Raw genomic sequence first — 18,418 nt, forward strand, 5'->3', positions numbered from 1 at the left:
TCCTTAGTTCCTCGCACAGTGCCAGAAAAACCTTAATGACACGCGCGGGCCCGCGGAAGACTGTTTATGACATTGTCACCAGTAAGTTGGGACCTATCTTGTAGATTCCAGCTAACTACTCCCCCAGGCGGGTCAAGGTCTCGCGCACCGTTGCCACCCGCTCACGAATGACCGGCTCGTCCAGGGTCACGACGACGCCGCGGGCCTTGGCCGCCAGCTCTGCCAGGGAGGCCGTCTCCGGGAAGCCCTGCTCACCCACGGCGATGGCCTCCTGCAGGGCGGCCTCGGCGTCGACGCCGTCGACCAGCGCCTGGGCCCCCTCGTCCTGGAGGGCGCGGATCCAGCGCTGGAAGGGCCGCTTGACGCGGTCGAGGTTGCTGACCACGGTGCGCAGATCACCCTCCAGACGCTCGGCCAGGTTCGCGGCCTCCTGGCAGGAGGGCAGCAGCTCCTCCAGGTCGGAGAGCATCGCCTCGGCGAGGTCACCGATGGCGTCGGCGGACTCCCCCTCCTGACCGTCCAGGACGGCAGCGGCGAAGATGCCGGCCATGAGGGTGTGAAGGCGCATCATCGAGCTGCGGAAGCGCACCTCGGAGGCCGCCTCGTAGAGCGCCACCAGGGAGGAGTTGAGCTGGCGGAGCACCTCGACGGCCTGGGCGCCGCGCTCCTTGACGCGCTCGGAGACGGTGGGGACGGAGGACTCGCCGTCGGGGCTGGTCACCTCCTCCATGAGGGAGCCCACGCGGTTGGCCCGCTCGATGACCGAGCGCACCCCGCCGGCCCAAGCGCCCAGACCGTTGATGAGCTCCTGGTACTCGCCGAGCTGGTAGATGAGCTCGTCAGTGTCCCGCTCGATCGCGGCGACGGCCTGGAGGACGGCGGACATGGGGTTGTCGGACTCGGCCCGCGGCGGCACCCGGACGCCCTCGACCACCAGCAGGGCCAGCTCGCGCGGAAGCGCGGCCCGGGCGAAGTTGTGCAGGTCGTGGTACTGAAGCCCCGCCAGCTCCTCGGTCAGCAGCGCCGCGCCGTGCTCGGCGACCTCCCGGCGCCCGTGACCCTCCTCGGCGTAGGCGCGTTCAGCGGCCCGCACCCGGGCGTAGATCTCCTTGACCGGGGTGAACATGGCGTGGTTGGTCGGACGCACGCGCACGGACAGGTAGCCGTCGGACAGCGGGGCGATCGTGGCAAAGACCCAGTAGTCCAGGCCGTCCTTGGCCCGGTTGAGCACGTAGACGCACGACGAGCGCCCCTGCGCCAGCTCATCCCACATGAGCTTGAAGGCACCGGCGGGCATATCGTCGTGCCGAATGATGTTGTGAGGGGAGCCAATGAGCTCTTCGGCGCTGTAACGGGACAGCGAATCGAAGACTCGGTTCGTCCTGCGAATGACACCTTTGGTATCCGTCGTCGAGAAGAACAGGTCCTCGGCACCGAAGCGGCGCTCGTTGCCATCGACGTATTCCATGACTCTCCTGCTGTGTTAGGGGAAATCGGTCACCACCGGATCACCGGCAGCGACACGTTGGATTAAGGAGGCGACTGAGATACCACTGAGCCGCCTTCTGTGCGACTACGCTACGAAGTAACGTTCTGGTGCATACGGGTGTGAGGATCAACAACCGAGACGCACGACCGCATAAGCATGTCACAGCACTCGTCCCACCGGGTCGCCGTTGGGTCTCAGATCGGTAACACAGTCGAGACACAGGTTGCGCTGTGGTCGAGCACAGCGCCTTCCTGTTGAATAGACGACGTGACTAACGCCCCCACCGAGAACCTCACCCGCGCTGACGGCTCCCCCTTACGCGTCCTGGTCGTCGACGACGAGCAGATGCTCGCCGACCTGCTCGCCTCCGCCCTGCGTTACGAGGGCTGGGAGGTCACGACCGCCGGGTCCGGGATCGCCGCGGTCCGGTCCGCCCAGGAGATCGACCCCGACGTCATCGTCCTGGACATCATGCTGCCCGACTTCGACGGCCTGGAGGTCATGCGCCGGGTGCGCGGCCACAGCCCCAACGTGCCGGTCCTGTTCCTGACGGCCAAGGACGCCGTCGAGGACCGGGTGGCCGGTCTGACCGCCGGTGGCGACGACTACGTCACCAAGCCCTTCTCGCTGGAGGAGGTCGTGGCCCGGCTGCGCGCCCTGCTGCGCCGCTCGGGGGCCAGTGAGGAGAAGCCCGACTCCCTGCTGGAGGTCGGGGACCTGCGCATGGACGAGGACTCCCACGAGGTCTGGCGCGGCGAGGACGAGATCCAGCTGACCGCCACCGAGTTCGAGCTGCTGCGCTACCTCATGCGCAACCCCCGCCGGGTCCTGTCCAAGCCGCAGATCCTGGACCGGGTGTGGAACTACGACTTCGGCGGACAGGCCAATATCGTCGAGCTCTACATCTCCTACCTGCGCCGCAAGATCGACAAGGGCCGTGAGCCCATGATCCATACGATGCGCGGCGTCGGCTACGTCCTCAAGCCGGCCGCCGGTGCCGACGAGCGCGCCTGACGGCCCGGGGACGCCGGACCATACCGGACATGCCGAATATGTCAGATATGTCAGAGACATCAGGGCCCCCAGCGCCGGACGGCAAGCGGCTCGGCTCTCTCCTGGCGCCTCCTCGCAGCCTGCGCACTCGGCTGGTGGTCGGGGTGCTCGGACTGGTTCTGGTCATGGCGGCGGTCATGAGCGCCTTCTCCACCGTCAGCCTGCGTCACACCCTCATGGTACGGACGGACAGCCAGCTGATGGCGGCCGCCCAGCGCGCCGCGGACAAGCGCCACGACCTGACTCAGGAGGCCAAGAAGGCCTCCGATCAGGCGGCCCAGGAGGACCGGAGCAACCCGGACAACCAGGCAGGCGGGGCCCAGCCCGACGGAGCGGACAAGGCCGACGGAGCCGGCGGAGCCGACGGCGACCCCGGCAAGCAGGGGGTGCCCCCCGGACTCGACGCCGCGGGGCAGTCCACCGGCACCCTGACGCTCATCGCCCCGGCCACGCAGGCGTCCTCAGGCTCCGGCAGCGAGGCGGCCGCCTACATCGACAAGGACGGCCACTACGCCTCCATCTCGACAGAGGACTGCCGGCTGCTGCTGTCGGAGGCCACCAACGATCATCCTGTCACCGTCCACCTGCACCACCTGGGCAGCTACCGGGTGGTGGCCACGCGTGACGAGGTCTCGGGGAACACGGTCATCACCGGGGTCTCCCTGGAGGGGGACAAGGCACTCATCCGCACCCAGCTGCTCATCGAGCTGGCGGTGGCGCTGCTGGGCGCCCTCGTGGTGGCCCTGGCCGGGCGGGCCATGGTGCGCTCCTCGCTGGCGCCCCTGGAACGGGTGGCCCGCACCGCGCACCGCGTGGCCTCCCAGCCGCTGGAGCGCGGCGAGGTGAGCATCAAGGACCGCGTGGAGGAGTCGGACCTGACCTCCTCGGCGGAGGTCGGGCACGTCGGCGGCGCCCTCAACACGCTGCTGGGGCACGTGGAGTCCGCGCTCAGCGCCCGCCAGCGCTCGGAGACGCAGGTGCGCCGGTTCGTGGCCGACGCCTCCCACGAGCTGCGTACGCCGCTGGCCTCGATCCGCGGCTACACCGAGCTCATCCGCCGCGAGGGCGCCGACGCCGATCTGCCGGAGGAGGCCACCTACGCCCTGGAGCGCGTGCACTCCGAGTCGGTGCGGATGGCGGCGCTCGTAGAGGACCTGCTGCTCCTGGCGCGCCTGGACGCCGGGCGCGAGCTGCGCCGCGAGGAGGTGGACCTGGTCGGGCTCCTGGTGGACACGGTGGCCGACGCCCGTGCGGCCGGGCCGGAGCACGACTGGCGGCTGGATCTGGCCGTCCTCGAGCCGCCGGCCGACGCGGCACCGGAGGAGGCCGAGGACTTCCTACCCGAGCCGCCGCTGGTCATCGGTGACGAGGCGCGCCTGCGCCAGGTCGTCGTCAACCTCCTGGCCAATGCCAGGGTCCACACCCCTGCGGGCAGTCACGTGACCACGACGCTGGAGCGCGAGGGCAACGCGCTCGTCGTGCGCATCCAGGACGACGGCCCGGGGATCGCTCCCGAGGTGCGCGACCGGCTCTTCGAGCGCTTCGCCCGCGGGGACTCCTCTCGCGAGCGGCGCACCGGCTCCACGGGGCTGGGGATGTCGATCGCTCTGGCCATTGTCCAGTCCCACGGCGGGAGCATCGCCGTCGACTCCTCCATCGCGACTGAGGACCACGGAACCACCTTCACCGTCAGGCTCCCGGCCGCCGTCGTCGAGGAGTAGTCGAGGAGTAGTGGGCCGCGTCGGTCGCGATCAGTCACGGTGACGGGGCTCGTGCTTGTGACGGGTGCGGCCCCAGTCAGTGAGTGAGACGAGCGCGGACAGGGTCAGGCAGGTGACGCCGACGACGGCCACTGAGCCGGAGGCGTAGGCGCCGAAGAGCTGCCAGCGCGAGTCCGGTCCCTCCAGGCCTCTCCACACCCAGGTGCCCAGGCCGAGCGCACCGAGCGTACACACGATGCCGACCGAGGCCAGCAGGACGTTGCCGAGGAGCTGGTGCCACAGGCGTGGACCGGCGGCGGTCACCGGGATCGTCCCCACGGTGGTCAGCTCCGGCACCTCTCCGGAGCCCTCCTCCCATTTCCCCGAGCGCAGGGACCAGGGGGCGCGCCAGGCCCCGCCGGCCACCGCGACGGCGCCCCAGGTGACGGGCACGAGGATCCCGGCCAAAACGTCGGAGGGACGGTGCCACTGGCACACGAGGGTGGAGTAACCCATGGCGATGGTGAACAGGGCCCCGGCCCAGGCCGACAGCGCCCTCCAGCGCCGCCCGGACAGCAGGACGAGCGCGACCGCGGCGGAGGCCGCCATGGTCGTGTGGCCCGAGGGCAGGGTGTTGGCGTTGTCCCAGCGCTCGGTGATGTTGAAGTCGGGGCGCCACAGGATCTGGTACTTGAGGAGCTGGGTGGTCAGGTTCGCCCCCACCACGGCGACGACGGCCCACACGGCCCGGCGGTGGCTGCGTCGCAGCAGGCCGATGATGAGGATCGTCACCACGAGGACGACGGCCGCCGGCATCGACACCACCGACAGCAGGGTGCGGGCGTGGTCGCTCACGTAGTGCGAGCCGATCTCCGAGCCCTCCAGGGCCATGGCATCGAGGACCTGGCCGGTGTGGGTGAACACGAACAGCCCCCACAGACCGATCGTCGCCGCCAGGCAGGACAGGGCCAGCAGGCTTCCACGCAGACGCAGCTGTCCCAGGGAACGGGAGGTCTGCGACTGGAAGGAGGCCACCGGCCGATCGTAGGTTCTTGAGCGCACCAACCAATAGGAAGTCAGCAGCGATTCCTGTGCGGGACTGCTCACGGCTCGCGAGCCTCCAAGTCACTGAACAGGTCATCCCGCCGTTCGCCGACGGCCTCCGCGATCGGCCCGTAGGGGGACTCCGGCTCTGTGGTCTCGGGGTTCCCGGATCCCTCGGAGGCCGGGTCGGCGCCCGCAGCGGTGGAGGAGCCGATGACCTCGAGCCCGGTGGTCCGGTCGGTGAGCCGCGCGTCCTCCTTGGCGAAGTCGACGACGTCCTGCAGAGGGCGCCCGGGCCAGCGCTCCGCGACACCGACGTCGTCGGCATCATCACTACGATCGGCGACGTCGTTCCCGTTGCCGGCCGGGGCGGGAGAGCCATCGGTGTCCTGCCCGTCGGCGGCCCGGGCGCGACGACGCCGCCACCACAGGCGACCGAGGATGCCGGCGACCACCGCCAGGATGATGACGACGGCGACGATGATGACCTTCATCCAGGTCTGCATGGGGGCGGGCAGGGCCTTGGCCTCCTCGGCCGCGGCGGCCGTGGGGTCCATGGGGACGCGCTCTCCGGTCACCAGCAGGCGGTGGGAGTTGACGCCGTAGGGCGTGCAGGTGATGAGGGTGACCAGGTCTCGGCCGGGCACCTTGCGCAGGGAGTCGGTCTCCTCGGGCTTGACGACGGTGATGTCGGTGACCTCGTACTTGAGGGTCTGCCCCAGGGAGGAGACGTAGAAGGCGTCGCCCTTCTTGACCTGGGTGAGGTTGTCGAACATGGTCGCGGTGGACAGGCCGGTGTGGCCGGTGAGGACCGCGTGGGTGGAGGGGCCGCCGATCGGCAGGCTCGTTCCGAACAGGTGACCGACGCCCTCGGCCAGCGTCCGGGTGTCGGTGCCGTGGTAGACGGGCAGGCTCACGTGGATGGAGGGGATGACGATCCGGGCCATGACCGGATCGAGGTCCATCTCATGGAGGTAGGCCTGGTACTGGGGGGTGTCGGGGCGCTGCGACTCGAGCCAGGGGTCGAGGATCGGCGCGCTCTCCAGGTTGTTGTTGTAGGTCTCGGCGGAGGCGCGCTCCGCGGCGACGGCCTCCGGTCCTGCCGAGTCCACCGAGGCGGTGTACATCTCGGCCAGGCGCTGCTGCTCATCGTTGTTGTGCTGGGTCGCCATGACCGGGTAGATGAGGACGGCGACGCCGACCAGGACCAGGACCAGCGGGAGCCAGGTCAGGAAGCGCTCACGCAGGACCTTGCGGCGGGCGGCCCTGCATGTCTCCCCCGGCCCCTGGGTACCGACGGCGTCCGGGGACCCCTCCAAGGCGCCGATCGGCTCGCTGTCGGTCGATGAATCCTGGTCCGGACGAGGGGGACGAGGACGACGGGATGGGAGTAGCGCTGTCACGGGAGAACCGTGCCTTCCTTCATCGGATAGCTGCCGACGGCGTCTCGCCCGCGAGGCGGGGGCGCGAGAAGCCGCTGGGACTGCTGGGGTTAACGGATGGGTGGGAGCTTTGCGGTGATGCCCCTGTGGGGGAGACGGGATGACCCGCCTCCCCCACAGGGAACGGTCTACAGCACCGTGGCACGAACCTCGGTTACAGGGATCCGATGGTCTCCGGACCGCAGCACCGTGTCAGTGCGAACTCGGCGCTGTCTCAGTGCCTGTGCTCAGTGCTTGGCGGCATGACGGCGCTTGTTGGCGTAGGCGACCACTGCGCCACCGGCCACCAGGAGGGCACCGGCGACAGTCAGGAAGATGACGCCGTTGGCACCGGTGAGCGGCAGGCGGAAGCCGGCGTTCTTCGGCACGTCGGTGACGGTCACCGCGGTCGGAGCCTTCGCCGTGGCGTTGTCGGCCAGGACGCGGAAGGGAATCGGGTCGGCCTGGAGGGTGTAGCCCTCGGGCGCCTTGGTCTCCACGAGGCAGTAGTGGTCCTCGTCGGTCAGCGTGTCCTTCTTCACACCGTCGACGTAGTCGTTGGCGCGCAGGTAGTTGATCTCAACCATGCCCTGACCGGCGGTGGTGAAGGTCTTCTCCCCGCCGATGGTCAGCGGGTCGACGGCCTGGGTGCTGGGGTCGCCGTCGCGCAGCGTGGCGCCGCCGGCGGTCTTGGTGCACTCGTAGACCTGGAACTGGGCGCCGTTGTACTTGGTCTTGTCGGCCAGCTCGTCCGTACCGGTCTTGGTGACGACCACCTTGCCGTACTTGGAGAGCACGGGGGTGGTGGGGATACCGGGGACCTTCGTACCGGGGTTGCTCGGGTCCCAGGCGAAGTTGGGGCTGTCGTTGGGGATGAGGCCTGCGGTGTTGGACAGGTCCCCCTCCAGGTTGACGGTGGCGTCGAACTTGGCGGTGAGAGTCACCTGGACCTTGGTCTCACCAGTGCCGTTGTGACGTGCCTCGGCGGCCTTGCGGCGACCCTCCTCGGTGAGCTGGATGGTCGCCCAGTTGTGGTCGGCGCCCTCAGCGGTGATGAGGGTGTAGTCGGTGGTGTCCTCCAGAGACGTCTCGTTCTGGCCGACGATCTTGACGACCGGGGTGAGGGCGTCCTTCTTGATGCGCTTGTCGAGCTGGTCGACGACCTCGTAGCGCTTGATGCGCGCGCCGCCCGGGTAGTCCACCTTCGGGATGGAGGTGGTGATGGTGTAGGTGATGTCGTGGCCGGAGCCGGGGGCCGGCTTGTCCGTCACCTTCTTGTCCACACCGGAGATGGTGTTCTTGGGGTAGACGTGGACGTCGTAGTTCCACTTGGTGGTGTTGTCCGGGTTGGTCATCGGCAGGGTGACGACGAAGTCCTCGGCCGGGATGACCTTGTCCGGGGTCCTGGTCTCGCTGACGAGGTAGGCGCCGACCTCGGTCTGAGCGTCGGTGAAGGAGGCCAGACCGTCCCCACCGGTGGTGATCGTCTGGGTGGTGTTGCTCTTAAGAGCACCGGCCTTGACCACGTCACCCTTGGCGTCGGCAAGCTGTTTCCAGCCCTCGGGCGTGGTCAGGTCCACGTTCAGCTTGGTGATGGTGAACTCGACGCCGGCCACGGGCTTGCACTCGACCTGGGGGTCCGGGTTACCCGTACCCTCCTTGACGCCGTTGGCGTCGGTCTGTTCACACTTGTGGATGGTCAGTGTCGTGGCCGCATCGGGGTCGATGGTGGATCCGTTCGGGTCAGCGGGTGCCGCCGCGCCGGTCGGGGCGACGAGCGCGCCTGCGGCGAGCGTCATCGCTGCGGCGAGGCCGAGGCCTCGACGCGTGGTGAGGGAGTGCATTGCTGTTCTCTCCTGTGTTGTTGGGATGAGTGAGGGATATATGGGGTGACCCGCGCGCGACGGAGCGGAGTCGTGGGTTCTCCTCGTGATCAGGCCGAGCGCCTGGACGAGGAAGCCTTTCTGGAGCGCAGTGCCAGCAGGGCACCTCCGGTGACGGCAGCGATACCGACGACGACGTTGATCCCGATACCGCGTCCACCGGAGAGCGGCAGGGTGCCGACCTGGACGTCTCGGACGGTGATCGTGTCGTCGGACCTGCTGGCCCCACTGCGCGAGACGGTCAGGGCCGAGCCGCCGGGGGCGGGCGTGAGAAGCTCGATGCCCGTCTCGGTCACCTTGAAGCGGGCCGGCTTGGCCATGAGCTGGTGGCCTGCCGGAGCCTTGGTCTCCACCAGCCAGTACTCGCGGTTGATGGCCAGACCCGTGGTGGTGAAGGTTCCGGTTCCCTTACCCCCGGTGAAGGTCACGCCGTCGGTCAGGGGCTTGGCGCCCGAGGTCGAGGGGTCCATCGGGTAGATGGCGAAGGCGGCATCGTCCAGGGGGCCTTGGCTGCCGGTCTTGACGATCGACAGGATGCGCTTGCCGGCATCGGGCGAGACGTTGGCGCAGGCCACGTCGTGGTCGGGCCGGGTGTCGGAGTCCTTGCCCTCCTGGGGCAGGACCTTGTTGTAGAGGCCGTGGCCGGGAACGAGCCGGCCCTTGTCCGTGGTGCAGGACAGCAGGTCATCACGGTATCCGGCGGCTGACGGGTCGATCTTCACCGTGAAGGTGACGGTGTAACGGATCCTCAGGCCCGAGTAGAGGTTCTCGTTGTCAGACAGGCGGTAGGAGCCGTCGGGCTCGGCGGAGACCGTCTTGGCCGGCTCCATCTCGCGCTGCACCTTGACCAGGGTCGGGTTGAGCCCGGGGGCGAAGGAGGGCTTATCGTTGATCGGTCCGGTGGACGCGGTCAGCGATCCCTCGTTGACGACGCTCACGGTGTAGACGACGTCGAAGGTGGAGCCGTTGCCCGGCTGGGTCGTGACCTCCTTGGAGAACTTCAGCTTGCCCTCGGTGGACAGGCAGCCGTGGTTGTTCCCCTCACCGTCGGTGTCCCCCTCCATGGCGATGGTGTTGACCAGGCCGGAGGGCTTGCCGTCGGCACGCTGGTGCCCGCACTGGAAATCGGACTCGGTGAAGCCCGGGGTGCTCTCCCGCACGGTGAAGGTCATCTGCATCGTGAAGGTCCGGCTGCCGCCCTCGCCCCCGGACCTGGGGGCGGCGGCGAGGGTCTCACCGGTACCCGCCTTGATGAGGGTGATCGGGCCGTTGAGCGTTCCGGTGGCCGGGTTGATGGCGGGGAGGGTGACACCGCGGGCGTCGGTCCCCTTCTCCAGGACCTTGACCTTGCTCAGACGGGTGCCGGTGGGCATCTGCGGAGTGTCGGTGAGGTCGGCGACCACCGGGCTGGCGGCCAGGGAGGTGTTGGTGACCGTCACCGTGTAGCTGGAGGTGAAGGTGCCGTCGGCGTTGCGGACCACGTCGAGCGGGGTCTTGTGGGCCTTGAACTGGGGGTTGGGGGGCAGGGTGCCGCAGGCGGCGGCCTCCTTGGGCTGTCCGTCCCCCTTCGTGGTCACCGAGGCCTTGTTGAAGATGGCCTGACTCTTCCCGACGACGTCGGGCGAGCAGGTGCCGTGACCGGGCAGTCCGGCGTCTGGACCCGACACGTTGAGCACCACCGTGTAGGTGTGCTTCTGGCCGGCGGGCAGCGTGATGCCGGTCTTGGCGTAGGGGACCCCGGCCTGAGGCGTCTCAGTACCGGTGATGGCACCGCCGGAGATACTCACCTTGTGGACCGTGACCCCGTTGGGGACCTGCCAGGCGTCGTTGAGGTCGTAGGTGAGACCCGCCTTGGCGGAGGGGTTGGTCACCGTGATGGTGTAGGTCTGGTCGAAGGTGGTCTGGCCGTTGACCTTCTCGGTGCTCTTGGCGACCTTGGTGAAGGTCTTGGCGATACCGGCGTGCGGGACGACGGAGTTGACGACCTTGATCCGGACGGCGCCCTCCGTGGAGTCGGGCACGGTGAAGGTGACGCCGCCCGCATTGCCCTTCGTCGGGGCCACGGCGGTGGAGGCGATCTCCTTCTCCTGTTGACCCGGGTTGGTGACGACCTTGAAGGCGGCGGGGTCCTTCCAGCTGACGCTTCCGCCGGAGGCGGAGCCGGGCTGCTTGAGCCCCTTGGCGTCACGGGCGTCCTCGGTGACGGTGCAGGTGGCGCCCACGCGCTGTGCGGGCAGGTCCGCGGCACTGCCCTTGGCGTCCACCGTGATCCTGCCGGTGGAGGTGCCCGTGCCGTCGGGGCCCGGGGTGCAGGTGTAGCTCAGCGTGTAGGAGCCGGCCGTGGCCGCGTCGGAGGCGCCGTCGACGGTCTTGACCGCACTGACGGGAGTCTGCTGGGGCTTCTGGTGCACGACGCAGGTGACGTTCCTGCCCTCACGGAGCACGAACTGGTTGTCCCCGTTGACGGGCACGTCGCTGCGGTCGTCGTCGGTGCAGACCCAGGGGCCGTTCTGCGTGTAGCCCTCGGGGCCGTTGCCCGTGGACAGGGTGTAGGTGCCGCCGGCGGTGTAGACCTTGCTGACGGCGGCGGTACCGCTGGCACCGGTGATGGTCTTCTGCCCGAAGAGCCCCTCGGTGGCGGGCGTGGCGGACATGGTCCACTGCTCGGGCTTGGCACTGCCGCCGTCGACGACGGTCACGAGGGTGACGCGCCCCCGGCCGACGACGTACTCGTTGTGCCAGACGCACTTGACGGCAACCTCGTCCTGCTCCTCGGCGAGCTGGGTCTCATCGAGACGGATCGTGCGCTGGTTGAGGTCCACCGAGTCGGACTGGTCCAGGCGGGTGGTCCCGTCACGGCGCAGCAGGGGCGAGTTCCGGCTTCCCGCCGTGCAGGTGACGTTGCGCAGGAACCATCCGGATGTCCACACGTCGCCGGTGTTGCGGTCGACGCCGGCCTGCGGGCTCGTTCCCGCCTCCTGCACCGTTGCGGCGTCGTTGGGGGCCAGCAGGGCGTAGGTGGAGGGGTCGACCGCCTCATCGTCCCAGGTGGGGGTCAGGGAGTTGGGGGTCCCCCACTTCTGCGCACCGTAGGTTCCCTCCGGTGAGGCGTTGACGTAGTTGAAGGTCGGTATCGTCAGCGACCCTTGAACCGACGGGTCGGCCTTGACGTCCTTGGCGAAGGTGACCGGACGCTCCTGCTCGATGGAGCCGTAGAGGCAGCCGAAGGAGGTGGCGTTCTCGCGGGTGATGAAGCGCTCCTCCAGGGTGGAGGACTGCTCCTTCTCCAGCTCGGTGCGGCACTGCTGGCTCGATCCGTTGTTGACGAAGCCCCACAGCTTCAGCTTGTACTTGATGCCGGTGCTCGGGTCGGTCCAGGCGGTGTCGGAGCGGTCGGACTTGATGTCGAGGACGTCGTCCGAGCACGAGCGCCCGTTCTTGTCGGTGAAATGTTGCGTCATGTAGCCGTCGAACCAGACGAGGGAGCCGTTCTGGTACATGTACATGTAGGTGCGTCCATCGTAGGCACCAACATTCCCGTACCGGTCGTAGGCGTAGGGGGTTGCCACCTTTTGCGGGTCAATGGCGTAATCGCCGATCATGAGCTTGCCGTCCGCCCCGACCTTCCCGGTGCACGTGTTGATCGTGTCGAACTCCCTCCAGGGGAAGTTCGCCTCAATCGTGCCGGCGGTACGGACGTTGAAGCTGCCGTAGTAGGAGGTTCCGCCATCGGAAGGGTTTGTCACCCGGCTGCTGTCGGTGTAGATCGGGCTGTTGACGTGGCGCATCCGACCAACGAGGAAGACCTGACCGACCTTGATGCTCGTGGTGTTGGAGGGCTGGAATCCCAGCGAAGTCTGGTTCTTGTCGGCGGACTCTCCCCTGTAGACGCTGGAGCAGCTGTTCGCATCCCAGGCGGGGCGCCCATAACCAACCGCCGCGTACTGGCCACCGCTGCCGTAGACCGTGTCGGTGGAGTAGTACTGCGAGCCGGGAGAGTAACGAATGCAGGCCCGTGTCCGCCCCCACTCCCACGGGTACGAGGTGTAGTTGTATCCATCGCTCGCAGTGTCGGTAATGGGATCGGCACTTTCAACGGTACGCACGTAGGAGATCTGAACCGAGGTGTCCCCCAGGGGAACATCCAGGTCGCCGGTGGCGGCGTCCGCGGAAGGGGTCGCCCACGGAAGCGACACCATGGTCACCAGGACCATGGCAAGAGAACCGACCACCGCTGAGAATCTGCGCAGGAATCCTTCGCGCCCGCGCCGCGGGCGGGTTGATGACAGGGACATGCCGTTGGAATCCGATCATGAGGGATGGGCGCGCGGGGAGCGTGCCTCAGAGCTGACTGCGGATGAATGTAGAGCACACCCGCATCATGAAGGCATTCGAAAGAGGCACTATGCGGCAACAATCGCGCATCTTCCCACACCAGGATCACTTTTCTGAGGCATCACGCCAAAACACAAAAATATCGGTCCGGCAACAGTTATCACGACTGAAGGAACATGATGACGCTCAAGACACGAAAAAGGGGCTCCGGATATCAGTGGGAGCACATTTTCAATGAAGAGTCGAATCGAGCCCCAGGAAACCGTGAGTCGCGAGCCGGCGAACCGCCTCCACCAGCTCGGCGCGCAACGCATCGGCGTCGACCCCGGTCAGAGAGGCCACGGCGGAGGCGATCTGACCCACGCTCAGCTCGCCGTCGGCCACCCCGGCCAGGGCGGCCACCGCGGTACTGGCCTGGACGGTTCGCCCCAGCCCTCCGCCCTGACGCAGCAGGATGACGGTGGGCTCACTCGCCCCGGGAACGAAGTGGCGCTCCTCGGTGACGTCGGGGGCGAGCACCGGGCGCAGGGCGGCAACAGCGTCGTCGTCGAGCCCGGAGAGCAGCTCCCGGGTCCGCAGCACCTCAGCGACGTGTGGCCCCAGGACCCCCTGACCGGAGGTGGACACCTCCTCCAGGAGGCGCCAGGGCCCTCGGGGGCTCTCAGGGCGGTGGACGATGAGGTATCCGAAGCCGATCCCCTCGACGCCGCGCGCCTCGAAGTCACCGATCCAGGCCCCCAGGGCGGCGTCGAAGGTCTCGGCGTGGCGCTCAGGGGTCAGGCCGCCGTCACGCAGCCACATGGTGGCGTACTCCACCGGGTCCTGGACCTCGCGCTCGATCACCCAGGCATCAAGCCCCTCGGGGATCCAGGCGGAGACCGCATCGCGCCACGAGTCAGCGCCGTAGTGCTCCCAGTTGCCGAGCATGACGGCAGCGCCTCCGGGCTCGAGGTGCTCACCCAGCCCGGCGACGAGCGCCGGCAGGACGGGGCCGCCGGCGTCGCGGTACTCCATGAGGGGCAGGCCGGCCTCGCGCACCGCCGGAGGGGTGAGGACGAAGGGCGGGTTGGAGGCGATGAGGTCGAAGCGGCGGCCGGCCACGGGCTCGAGGAGGGAACCGAGCCGGAGCTCCAGCCGGCCCGCGGAGCCGGCGTCGGCACCGGGGCGGGGGCCGTCGATGACGCTCACGCCGGCCAGGGCGGCGTTGAAGGCGGTGAAGGCCAGGGCGCGCTCGGAGATGTCGGTGGCGACGACGTGCTCGGCGTGGCGCAGCAGGTAGAGGGTCTGGATGCCGCAGCCGCACCCCAGGTCCAGCGCGGTGCTCACGGGGGTGCGTGGGGTCAGGCCCGCCAGCGTGAGGCCGGCGCCGCCGATGCCCAGGACGTGGTCGGGGGCCAGGGCGCGGCCGGTGACGAGCTCGCCCAGGTCGGAGGCCACCCACCAGCGGACCTCGCCGGCGTCGTCGACGGCCTCGTGGGGGCGCAGGTCCACTCGGGCGCGGACGCACCCGGTCTCATCGGGCTCACCGACCAGGCCGACGGCGGCCGCGCCCGCCGCCCCGGTACGGGGCAGGGCGGCGTCGAGGGCGATGGCAGGAACCGGCTCACCGAGCATGAACAGAGCGGTCAGGACGGCTACGGACCAGGATGACGCGGAATCGGACCTCTCGGCCAGGGCGGCGCGCACGGCCCGCAGGGCGGGCAGGCGGATCTCCCGGCGCAGGGCGGCGTCGGCCGCCCCACCCAGGAGCGCGGCCACCGTCTCCACCCCCCAGCCGGACTCGGTCAGGTCCGTCCGCAGGCTCGCCGCCTGCTCGGGCGTGACAGCCGGAGGCAGGAAGGAGGACGGCTCGGAGGCGGACCGGGTACTCGCGAGGGTCATGGAACCGACCGTAGCGGCGGGGCACCGGTCGTATCGGGCGCCCCGCCGCAGAAGGGCCCAGGAGCACCCGCCGACTCACCGGAGCCGGGCGGCGAGCTCGGCGTACTGGCGGGTCTTGACCTCGACGTCGTCGATGTAGCTGACGAGCATGACCTCCTCGGTGCCGTGGTTCTCGGCGAAGGCGGACAGTGCGTGGGCGACCTCGTCGTAGGTGCCCACGATGATGGCGGTGTCGCGCTCGAGGTAGCGCTCGACCTCGGCACGGTAGGCGGCGTCGAGGGTGGCCGGGTCGCGGAAGTGCATGGGGCGGCCGGTGCGCAGGCTGAATCGGGCGTCGGCGGCCACGAGGGCCTGCTCGTGAGCCTCCTCGCGGGTGGCGGCGGCGCTGACGCACAGGGCGGAGAGGGTCCGCCCGCCGTGGATGGAGCCGTGGCCGCCGCCGCGGTGGGGTGCGCCGTCGGCCTGAGTCCCCGGAGCCCCGGGGAGGTGGGCGCGGTAGTGGTCCATGATCCCGACCTGCTGGCGGCCGGTGAAGAACTGGGCATAGGCGTAGTTGAGGTCGTGGGTGCCGGCCCAGGCCGCCGACTGGCCCGAGGACCCCAGGAGCCAGACCTCCGGCATCTGAACCGGGCGGGGGCGGACCTCGATGGAGGCGTAGTGGTGGGTGGCCGGCAGGTCATCACGTAGGAGGGCGACCGTCTCCTCGATGAGGGTGTTGATGGCGTCGGGGTCGATGACGCGGCCCTGGTTGAGGGCTCCGGCCGCGCGCATGTCGCCGCCGGGGGCGCGCCCCAGTCCCATGTCGACGCGGCTCGGGTGGAGGGTGGCCAGGGTGGCGAAGCGCTCGGCCATCTGGAGCGAGCCGTAGTGCATGGCCATGACGCCGCCCGAGCCCACGCGGATGCGGCTGGTGGCGTCCAGGATGTGCATCATGAGCAGGTCCGGCGCCGAGGACAGGAAGGATCCGGTGCTGTGGTGCTCGGCCAGCCAGAGGCGGTGGTAGCCGGCGTCCTCCAGGCCGCGCCCCAGGACGACGAGGTCCTCCAGGGTCCGGCGGGCGTCTCCCCCTTCGAAGAGGGGGACCTGCTCGAGGACGCTGATTCGGCTGAGACGAGGGCTCATGGCTTCTCCTGACCTGGTGTGCGGCGACGGTGGGAGCAACATCGGAGGACGGCGTCTCATTCCGCGCCCTCTCCAGGCGGGGGCATCTCACGCGTACGGGTGCAGGATCCCTGTCAGCGCCGTCGAATGTCCCCGGCCGGCTTGATCTGACGCAGCCGGGGCCGACCGACGACACCACAACGACACCAAATAAGGCATCCCTTTTTAAAAATAGGACGAGTTTTAGTTGCGTCTATGGACTTCGCGTCCTACGGTTGGACCGACGAAGCCGCCCTGTACCGGCCCTGCATGGGTCGCCGCAGGTCCGCACCGGCTCTTACCCATCTCGCACCGCGATTCGCATGATTCAGGAGGCACCCATGGCCGTTCTCACCATCGGAGACCAGTTCCCCGCCTACGAGCTCACCGCCGTCGTCCCCGGCAACCTCAAGGAGGTCGAGGCCAGCAAGCCCGAGGACTACTTCACCACCGTCTCCTCGCAGGTTCCCGCCGGCACCTGGCGCGTCGTCTTCTTCTGGCCCAAGGACTTCACCTTCGTGTGCCCCACCGAGATCGCCGCCTTCGGCGACCTCTACCAGGACTTCAAGGACCGCGACTGCGAGGTCGTGGGTGTCTCCGTGGACAACGAGTACACCCACTACGCGTGGCGGCGCAGCCACGACAAGCTCCAGGACCTGCCCTTCCCCATGGCCAGCGACCTCAACCGCGAGCTCACCGAGGCCCTGGGCATCAAGCGCGCCACCGGTGAGGCCGACCGCGCCACCTTCATCATCGACCCCCACAACGTCATCCAGTCGGTCTCCGTGACCGCCGACTCCGTGGGCCGCAACACCGAGGAGGTTCTGCGCCAGCTCGATGCCCTCCAGTCCGACGAGCTGTGCGCCTGCAACTGGCAGGCCGGCGCCGCCACCATCGACGCCCTGGGTCAGATGGGCTGACGGGCGCTGCCCCGTCCGCCTCTGTCCTCCTTCTGCTTCCTTCACCCGCACGACGAAACGAGATCACATGAGCATCGACAACCTGCGCTCCGCCCTGCCCGACTGGGCCAAGGACCTCTCCCTCAACCTGTCCACCCTGTCCCGCTCCTCCTCGCTGACCGAGCAGCAGCAGTGGGGCACCTTCGTGGCCGCGGCCGCTGCGACCCGCAACGAGTCCGTCCTGGTCCAGGTCATGGAGGACGCGCGCTCCCACCTGTCCGAGGAGGCCATCAGCGCCGCCTTGGGCGCCGCCTCCATCATGGCGATGAACAACGTCGCCTACCGCACGCGCCACTTCCTGGGCTCGGCCTACGACAACGAGCGCATGGGCCTGCGGATGAACATCATCGGCAGCTCCGGCGGTGTGGAGAAGGTCGATTTCGAGCTGTGGAGCCTGGCTGTGTCCACCATCAACGGCTGTGAGAAGTGCGTGACCGCACACGAGGCGACGGTGCGCGGCGAGGGCCTGAGTACCGAGCAGGTCTGGGAGGCCGTACGCATCGCCGCCACCCTGACCGGTGTGGCCCAGGCGGTCGGCGTCGTCGAGACCCTCGACTGACCCCGCTCTGAGCACGACGGCGGCCGCCCGCTCCGAGGAGGAGCCGGGCGGCCGCCGTCGTTCGTTTCAGGGGCCTGTGACGCTCAGCTGCGGGGGTCGACGTCGATGGCGCCCTGGACGTCGTCGAAGAGCAGGTTGGAGATCTCGACCTGGACCTTCTCGACCTGGGGGACGTCGTGCAGGAGGAGCGGGTCGTCCGAGGAGGTCTGCAGGGCAAGCGTGCCGCAGCCGAAGAAACGGTCGGTGACGTCCTTGTCAAGCTGGATGTCGGAGATCCGGGTCAGGGGCAGGTCGTGGCCGCTGCGGTTGAAGATACCGGAGCGGGTGATGATGCGCTTGGTGGTGACCGTGTAGGTGTGCGTGTACCACTGCAGCCACGGCACGAGCAGCAGGGGGACGCTCAGGACGACGACCGCCACCCAGATCGCCAGGAGGCCCCACGGCTGCCAGCTGGTCGGGGCCATGACCGAGGCGACGACGCCGACCACCAGCAGGAGGATCTCGACGACGAACCGCCACAGGAGGACCTTGATGTGGGTATGCATGTGCCGTACCACGACCTCGTCGCGGCTCAGGAGCTTCTTCGACAGTGTCATGGCTCCATCGTGCCAGGATGCCTGGGGTTCGCGCACCTGAGACGAAGGGGCCGGATGGCTCGCCTGATCAGCAGTCGGGTGTCTCCACCTCACTGGCTGAAGCACAGGCCGAGTACTTATCGGACACTGGCAGGTTGTGAGCGGGACACCAACGTGCCATCGGCCGAGACGGGCGCGGCAGTGCCGGAGCGCTCACGGGGCGGGGCGCGTTCACCCGGTGAGCATGCTCATCCCCACCGAGGCGACCACCGGTGCGATGCCCAGGATGACGAAGGCCGGCAGGTGGCAGGCGCCCAGCGGTAGGACGAGGCGGACCGCCAGGCGCTCGGCGGCCTCCTCGTCGCGGGCGTGCCGCCCC

The 18,418-nt window shown here is 68.7% G+C and carries 12 protein-coding genes; 4 read left to right on the forward strand and 8 right to left on the reverse strand.

The window, feature by feature from the left end; all coding sequences use genetic code 11:
• Positions 1 to 115 precede the first annotated feature (115 nt).
• Positions 116 to 1,468 carry a PAS domain S-box protein gene (locus HMPREF9056_RS07410; protein ID WP_009746827.1) on the reverse strand — a complete coding sequence of 451 codons (1,353 nt, stop codon included), beginning with the start codon at positions 1,466 to 1,468 and terminating at the stop codon, positions 116 to 118.
• A 288-nt stretch (positions 1,469 to 1,756) separates the two neighbouring features.
• On the opposite strand from HMPREF9056_RS07410, the gene HMPREF9056_RS07415 reads away from it, so the two are divergent.
• Both HMPREF9056_RS07415 and HMPREF9056_RS07420 read left to right on the forward strand, forming a co-directional pair.
• On the forward strand, positions 1,757 to 2,503 hold the full coding sequence (locus HMPREF9056_RS07415) for a response regulator transcription factor (protein WP_009746828.1): 747 nt from the start codon (positions 1,757 to 1,759) through the stop codon (positions 2,501 to 2,503).
• Between the two features lie 47 nt (positions 2,504 to 2,550).
• Positions 2,551 to 4,263, forward strand: a complete 1,713-nt coding sequence (locus tag HMPREF9056_RS07420; protein ID WP_253269972.1) for a cell wall metabolism sensor histidine kinase WalK — start codon at positions 2,551 to 2,553, stop codon at positions 4,261 to 4,263.
• Positions 4,264 to 4,293: 30 nt separating this feature from the next.
• Here HMPREF9056_RS07420 and HMPREF9056_RS07425 read toward each other — a convergent pair whose 3' ends face one another.
• The 6 genes from HMPREF9056_RS07425 to HMPREF9056_RS07450 all read right to left on the reverse strand — a co-directional run bounded on the left by HMPREF9056_RS07425 (position 4,294) and on the right by HMPREF9056_RS07450 (position 15,928).
• Positions 4,294 to 5,277, reverse strand: coding sequence for a phosphatase PAP2 family protein (locus HMPREF9056_RS07425; protein WP_009746830.1), 984 nt, complete (start codon positions 5,275 to 5,277; stop codon positions 4,294 to 4,296).
• Between the two features lie 68 nt (positions 5,278 to 5,345).
• A complete protein-coding gene (locus HMPREF9056_RS07430) occupies positions 5,346 to 6,689 on the reverse strand; it encodes a class C sortase (RefSeq protein WP_034514192.1) in 1,344 nt (447 codons plus the stop codon).
• A 266-nt stretch (positions 6,690 to 6,955) separates the two neighbouring features.
• Entirely contained in the window at positions 6,956 to 8,551 is a 1,596-nt protein-coding gene (locus HMPREF9056_RS07435) for a SpaH/EbpB family LPXTG-anchored major pilin (RefSeq protein WP_009746833.1), read from the reverse strand.
• Positions 8,552 to 8,640: 89 nt separating this feature from the next.
• Positions 8,641 to 12,885 (reverse strand): SpaA isopeptide-forming pilin-related protein, encoded by a 4,245-nt coding sequence (locus HMPREF9056_RS07440; RefSeq protein WP_034514194.1) that lies wholly within the window; start codon positions 12,883 to 12,885, stop codon positions 8,641 to 8,643.
• Between the two features lie 271 nt (positions 12,886 to 13,156).
• Entirely contained in the window at positions 13,157 to 14,806 is a 1,650-nt protein-coding gene (locus HMPREF9056_RS07445; RefSeq protein ID WP_009746836.1) for a methyltransferase, read from the reverse strand.
• 75 nt (positions 14,807 to 14,881) lie between these two features.
• Entirely contained in the window at positions 14,882 to 15,928 is a 1,047-nt protein-coding gene (locus tag HMPREF9056_RS07450; RefSeq protein ID WP_009746837.1) for an MsnO8 family LLM class oxidoreductase, read from the reverse strand.
• Between the two features lie 359 nt (positions 15,929 to 16,287).
• Between HMPREF9056_RS07450 and HMPREF9056_RS07455 the strand changes: the two genes are divergently transcribed.
• Entirely contained in the window at positions 16,288 to 16,866 is a 579-nt protein-coding gene (locus tag HMPREF9056_RS07455; RefSeq protein ID WP_003787904.1) for a peroxiredoxin, read from the forward strand.
• Positions 16,867 to 16,933: 67 nt separating this feature from the next.
• On the forward strand, positions 16,934 to 17,464 hold the full coding sequence (locus HMPREF9056_RS07460) for a carboxymuconolactone decarboxylase family protein (RefSeq protein ID WP_009746839.1): 531 nt from the start codon (positions 16,934 to 16,936) through the stop codon (positions 17,462 to 17,464).
• An 83-nt stretch (positions 17,465 to 17,547) separates the two neighbouring features.
• Here the strand turns inward: HMPREF9056_RS07460 and HMPREF9056_RS07465 are convergent, their stop codons facing one another.
• On the reverse strand, positions 17,548 to 18,060 hold the full coding sequence (locus tag HMPREF9056_RS07465; protein ID WP_009746840.1) for a PH domain-containing protein: 513 nt from the start codon (positions 18,058 to 18,060) through the stop codon (positions 17,548 to 17,550).
• Positions 18,061 to 18,418: the final 358 nt, after the last annotated feature.

Origin of the sequence: Actinomyces sp. oral taxon 170 str. F0386 (assembly GCF_000195595.1) — a bacterium.
GTDB lineage: Bacteria > Actinomycetota > Actinomycetes > Actinomycetales > Actinomycetaceae > Actinomyces.

Bases quoted from the DNA above. Each gene is read 5' to 3' on its own strand.
- HMPREF9056_RS07410 (WP_009746827.1), bottom strand. From the start codon at position 1,468: ATGGAATACGTCGATGGCAACGAGCGCCGCTTCGGTGCCGAGGACCTG.
- HMPREF9056_RS07445 (WP_009746836.1), bottom strand. From the start codon at position 14,806: ATGACCCTCGCGAGTACCCGGTCCGCCTCCGAGCCGTCCTCCTTCCTG.
- HMPREF9056_RS07455 (WP_003787904.1), top strand. From the start codon at position 16,288: ATGGCCGTTCTCACCATCGGAGACCAGTTCCCCGCCTACGAGCTCACC.
- HMPREF9056_RS07440 (WP_034514194.1), bottom strand. From the start codon at position 12,885: ATGTCCCTGTCATCAACCCGCCCGCGGCGCGGGCGCGAAGGATTCCTG.
- HMPREF9056_RS07460 (WP_009746839.1), top strand. From the start codon at position 16,934: ATGAGCATCGACAACCTGCGCTCCGCCCTGCCCGACTGGGCCAAGGAC.
- HMPREF9056_RS07450 (WP_009746837.1), bottom strand. From the start codon at position 15,928: ATGAGCCCTCGTCTCAGCCGAATCAGCGTCCTCGAGCAGGTCCCCCTC.
- HMPREF9056_RS07465 (WP_009746840.1), bottom strand. From the start codon at position 18,060: ATGACACTGTCGAAGAAGCTCCTGAGCCGCGACGAGGTCGTGGTACGG.
- HMPREF9056_RS07420 (WP_253269972.1), top strand. From the start codon at position 2,551: ATGTCAGAGACATCAGGGCCCCCAGCGCCGGACGGCAAGCGGCTCGGC.
- HMPREF9056_RS07435 (WP_009746833.1), bottom strand. From the start codon at position 8,551: ATGCACTCCCTCACCACGCGTCGAGGCCTCGGCCTCGCCGCAGCGATG.